Origin of the sequence: Yoonia sp., assembly GCF_046498525.1 — a bacterium.
Lineage (GTDB): Bacteria > Pseudomonadota > Alphaproteobacteria > Rhodobacterales > Rhodobacteraceae > Yoonia.
Window position 1 is genome coordinate 1 of record NZ_JAWOAN010000206.1, and the last position, 5,117, is coordinate 5,117.

At 59.2% G+C, this 5,117-nt stretch carries 5 protein-coding genes; 1 reads left to right on the forward strand and 4 read right to left on the reverse strand.

Going from position 1 to position 5,117, the window contains the following annotated elements; all coding sequences use genetic code 11:
- From R6T97_RS12815 to R6T97_RS12830, 4 genes are all read right to left on the reverse strand, one after another.
- Positions 1 to 352 (reverse strand): DUF1403 family protein (locus tag R6T97_RS12815; protein WP_410349690.1); only part of this gene is annotated, 352 nt, incomplete at its 3' end.
- A gap of 244 nt (positions 353 to 596) precedes the next feature.
- Positions 597 to 890, reverse strand: coding sequence for a type II toxin-antitoxin system RelE/ParE family toxin (locus R6T97_RS12820; RefSeq protein ID WP_410349691.1), 294 nt, complete (start codon positions 888 to 890; stop codon positions 597 to 599).
- Complete coding sequence (locus R6T97_RS12825) at positions 878 to 1,156, reverse strand: CopG family ribbon-helix-helix protein (RefSeq protein WP_410349692.1); 279 nt, start codon at positions 1,154 to 1,156, stop codon at positions 878 to 880. Before R6T97_RS12825 ends, R6T97_RS12820 begins: the two co-directional genes overlap by 13 nt.
- Before the next feature lie 141 nt (positions 1,157 to 1,297).
- Positions 1,298 to 1,885, reverse strand: coding sequence for a recombinase family protein (locus tag R6T97_RS12830; protein WP_410349693.1), 588 nt, complete (start codon positions 1,883 to 1,885; stop codon positions 1,298 to 1,300).
- Positions 1,886 to 2,045: 160 nt separating this feature from the next.
- Between R6T97_RS12830 and R6T97_RS12835 the strand changes: the two genes are divergently transcribed.
- Positions 2,046 to 4,928, forward strand: coding sequence for a Tn3 family transposase (locus R6T97_RS12835; RefSeq protein WP_410349694.1), 2,883 nt, complete (start codon positions 2,046 to 2,048; stop codon positions 4,926 to 4,928).
- The last annotated feature ends 189 nt before the right edge of the window (positions 4,929 to 5,117 follow it).

The following is a 5,117-nucleotide window of genomic DNA, read 5'->3' on the forward strand; positions in this document are numbered from 1 at the left end:
CGTCGATCGCGATGAACGCGTGAAGCGCCGGAACGCGCTGCGAGACGTTGCCCATGTCGCTGGAGCCGCCGAAGTCGGTCGGGTCGAGATGGAGAGCGTCGCGCAAGTCGGCCGCCCGTTCCGGTCGACCCGAGACTGCCATGCAGACCTCGGCCGCCTGCAAGGCGAGACGATCCCGCAACAGGCCCTGCGGCACCTCCTGGCGGGCCAGCACAAGATGCAGATAAGCCAGCGCCGCCCCTGACAGGAACACTGCATTTTCATGGGATTCACCACGCGCAGAGGTGATCCAGTTGGGCAAGACCGGTAGGGTTTCAGTATCATCGGAGCGGGTGAGATCGGACCATTCCATGTCCGAAGCCTAACCTGATACGGCGCTTTTAGCTATTCCAATGAAAGCAAACCGCCTCGCCTTATATTGATGATTTCATGTCTGATATATGACGCCAGCATCAAACAGATATGCGCAAGGAAGAAGATCGGACGTAGATGCAACAGGGGACGTTCGGCTTAGTGAGACAACCGACTTGGCCGGTGACGCTTACCGCTCTGCGAGGGCACGTCGTGGCGTCGCAGCAACTTCCGGGGGAACAGTTTCAGGAATGTCCCGCTTCCTTCTGGTGCCGGATTGCGAGGATCGTCACTGCAGATTCGTCAACACGATACCGAACGACGTATCCGCTGTCACCGAAGTCGATGAACCACTCCCGGAACTCTTCGGTAAGATCATCGACCATTCGCCCGAGGTGAGGGTGCTCGCCGAGTATCCGTACACCCTGCCGGATAGCCTCACCGGCCCTCCGCGCAGCCTCGGCGCTCTTGGGGCGCAGGAAACCCCTCAGCCGTTGCAGATCCCGGATCGCCCGCGGGGCGAATATCACTCGTGGCATTCAGGGGCAGGCGCTTCATCTTCAGATCCCCAGCCTGCGAGCCACCGATCCACCTCTTCCGCGCTCACGTGCGACGCGGTTTCCCGGAATTCTTCCCACGCATCGAAAGTGTCTTGGCGAAATGCCTCGCGCTTTTCTTCGCGCTCGATATACTGTGCGATGGCTTCGCGCATGACCCAGTGAGACGTGCGTTTGCGAGAGTCCGCAAGATGCCGCACGCGCTCTTTCATCTCGTCATCAAGCTTGATGGATGTCGGGGAGGCCATCCGGATCTCCGGCTATTAAGTATTACCAGAAACTACCATACAGTGCCGATGATAGCTTGTCCACCAGGCAGCTATATATGTCTGTCGCGGCTCTTTTGCCACTAAATAGGGGTCTGATGCCGGAGGGGGCAGAATAGTACGCTAAGGGCTAATCTTGGCGCCTGTGCGTTGCAAAGTTCTGTAGATCGTTGGCCTCGAGACAGCGAACAGTTCTGCCAGATCGCTTATGGAATAGTCACCGGTGGCATGCATACGCGTGAGCTCTTTTTGTTGTTTTTCAGAAAGTTTCGGCTGCTTTCCACGGAGTTTGCCCTTTGCCCGTGCGATAGCCATGCCCTCCCTGGTCCGTAACCGGATGAGATCGGCCTCAAACTCAGCGAAGGTGGCCAGAATGTTGAAGAACATTTTACCCATGGGGTCTGTCGGGTCGTAGATGGACATCCCCAACGCGAGCTTGACGCCTTTTTTCTCCAACTGATCTGCGATCGCGCGTGCATCGGGGACGGACCGGGCAAGGCGATCCAGTTTTGGCACGACCAGCACGTCACCTTCCCGCACGGCAGCCAATGCCTGGTCAAGGCCGGGCCGGGCGCGGTTGGTGCCTGTCAGCCCGTGGTCAGTATAGATGAGATCCTCTGATACGCCCAAGGCGCATAGGGCCTGCCGTTGTGCGGTCAGGTCCTGTTTGTCGGTCGAGCAGCGGGCATAGCCAATTTTGGTCACAGTCATGGCTTGAGCGTACGATTAAGGGGCGGCGTGTGCGAATCAAATCGTACCACCTATACGAGATATTCTGAGGCGTGGTTTCTCTGACCTTGCCAACCTTTGCAACACATGTCCGGTGAACGAACCCCTTGCGGACAGCGGCCTTGATCTTGGAAGGAACGACATGCCTCGCAGGAAAATGCTCACTGATCGCCAGCGGGCAGCGCTGCTTGATCTGCCAACCGAAGAAACGGCGATGCTGCGGCATTACACGCTGGCAGATGATGATCTGGAGATTATTCGCGCCCGTCGCCGCCCCCATAATCGTTTCGGCTTCGCTCTTCAGCTTTGCGCATTACGATACCCTGGTCGGTTGCTCACGCCAGGCGAGGTTATTTCTGCGGCCTTGTCGCGATTTTTGGCCGCGCAACTCGGACTGAAGCCTGATGATCTGGTGGAATATGCGACACGGGAAGAAACGCGCCGCGAACATTTGGCCGCTCTGCGTGAGTTTTACGGATACAAGATGTTCACTGGCCGGGGGGCGCGCGACCTGAAGGTCTGGCTTGAGAACGAAGCCGAAACCGCCCGTTCGAACGAGCATCTGGCACGGCGTTTCGTAGAGCAATGCCGGGCGACCCAGACCATTCTGCCTGGGATCACGGTGATCGAACGCCTCTGCGCGGAGGCACTTGTTGCCGCCGAGCGACGGATCGACGCCCGGATTGCTGAGCGGCTGGACGATGAGATGCGCCGCCGACTTGACGCTTTGCTGACGGAAACGGCGGGCGGCTCTGCAACCCGCTTTGTCTGGTTGCGTCAGTTCGAGGTGGGCCAGAATTCGGCCGACATGAACCGCTTGCTTGATCGGCTGGAGTTCTTGCAGGGCCTGGCTATGGACAAAACCATCCTGTCCGGTGTGCCGCCACACCGCATCACGCGCCTCCGGCGGCAAGGGGAACGGTATTTCGCCGGTGATTTGCGGGATATTTCAGGTGATCGTCGCCTTGCCATCCTCGCGGTCTGTGCTTTCGAATGGCGCAGTGCCATTGCCGACGCAGTGGTCGAGACCCATGACCGTATTGTCGGAAAGACGTGGCGCGAGGCGAAACGTGCATGCGATGCTCGGGCGGATGACGCCAAGGCTGCTTTGAAAGACACCTTGCAGGGCTTCTCTAATTTTGGATCAGCGCTGCTGGAGGCACATGAAGATGAAGCGTCCCTCATCGATGCCGTTCAAAACGCAGGCGGCTGGTTATCGCTCAGGGGGCTTGTCGCCACCGCTGCCCAACTCACCGACACATTGGCTGCCGATCCGCTGGCACATGTTGTTCACGGGTATCATCGCTTTCGACGTTATGCACCGCGCATGCTGCGGGCGCTCGATATTCATGCCGCCCCGGTTGCCGAACCGTTGTTGGCAGCTGCCAGCATCATCGCGGGAACGGAACCCACCGGCGACCGCCCGCTGACCTTTCTGCGCCGCGCCTCGAAATGGCATCGGCACTTGAATAATGACGACGGGAACCGGCTCTGGGAGGTGGCGGTCCTGTGTCACCTGCGCGATGCATTCCGTGCTGGCGACATCTGGCTCGCCCATTCCCGCAGATATAGCGACCTCAAGGACGCGCTGGTTTCGGCCGAAGTTGCCAGGGCAACGCCAAGACTGGCCATGCCCTATGAGCCGGAAATTTGGCTGGCAGATCGTAAATCTCGTTTGGCTGACGGCTTGCAGCGACTGGCCCGCGCCGCCAGGGCCGGTGCCATTCCGGGAGGCTCCATCGAAGGCGGCGTGCTCAAGATCGACCGCTTGACTGCCGATGTTCCCGAAGAGGCCGACGCCATGGTGCTCGATCTTTACAAACGCCTGCCAGAGATCAGGATCACCGACCTGTTGCTCGAAGTGGATGACGAAATCGGTTTTACCGAGGCCTTCACCCATCTACGCACCGGCGTTCCATGCAAAGACAGGGTCGGCATGTTGAACGTGCTGCTGGCTGAAGGGCTGAATCTCGGCCTCAGCAAAATGGCCGGGGCCACGAACACCCATGATTATTTCCAACTGTCGCGCCTGTCGCGGTGGCATGTCGAAAGCGAGGCGATGGCGCGCGCCCAGGCCATGGTGATCGAAGGTCAATCTGCCTTGCCGATGGCCCGGTTCTGGGGCGGTGGCACCAGCGCGTCCAGTGATGGGCAATTCTTCCCCACCACGCGCCAAGGCGAGGCGATGAATCTGATCAACGCCAAATACGGCCATGAACCCGGATTGAAAGCCTACACCCATGTCTCCGACCAATTCGGCCCCTTTGCCACCCAGACCATCCCGGCCACGGTGAACGAAGCGCCCTACATTCTGGATGGTTTGTTGATGACTGACGCAGGCCAGAAAATCCGCGAACAGTATGCCGACACCGGTGGCTTTACCGACCACGTCTTCGCCGTCACCGCCCTTCTGGGCTTTCAGTTCATCCCCCGCATCCGGGATCTGCCATCCAAGCGCCTTTACCTCTTCGATCCGGCATCCTGCCCGAAAGAACTGAAGGGCTTGATCGGCGGCAAGGTGAGGGAACACGTTATCAGCTCAAATTGGCCAGATATCCTGCGCAGCGCGGCTACAATGGTGGCAGGCGCGATGCCGCCAAGCCTACTCTTGCGGAAATTCGCTGCATATCCCCGGCAGCATGAGTTGGCCGTCGCGTTACGTGAAATCGGACGGGTTGAACGGACACTGTTCATCATCGACTGGCTGCTGGACGTCGACATGCAACGTCGCGCGCAAATAGGTCTGAACAAGGGCGAAGCACATCACGCCCTCAAGAATGCCCTACGCATTGGCCGCCAAGGTGAAATTCGCGACCGAACAACTGAAGGACAACATTTCAGGATGACCGGGCTGAACCTGCTCACAGCCATCATCATCTACTGGAACACCAAGCACCTCGGTCAGGCTGTCGCCAGCCGCCGCCGCGATGGATTGAATTGCTTACCAGGCCTTCTGGCGCATATTTCACCCCTCGGGTGGGCCCACATCCTGCTCACTGGCGAATACAGATGGCCCAAAAGGTGATCAAACCGCCTTAGCGTACTATTCTGCCCCCTCCGGCATCAGACCCCTATTGAGCACATCCGAAAACCGGTGAAGGGCGCGGATCAGGTGCGCGCCCTGGCTTGCGGGACGGTCCTGCGCGCTCGGCGCGAAGTCTTGACCCACCGGACTTCCGCCGTTCGACGTCGGCACGCTGCTGATGCTTGTCAG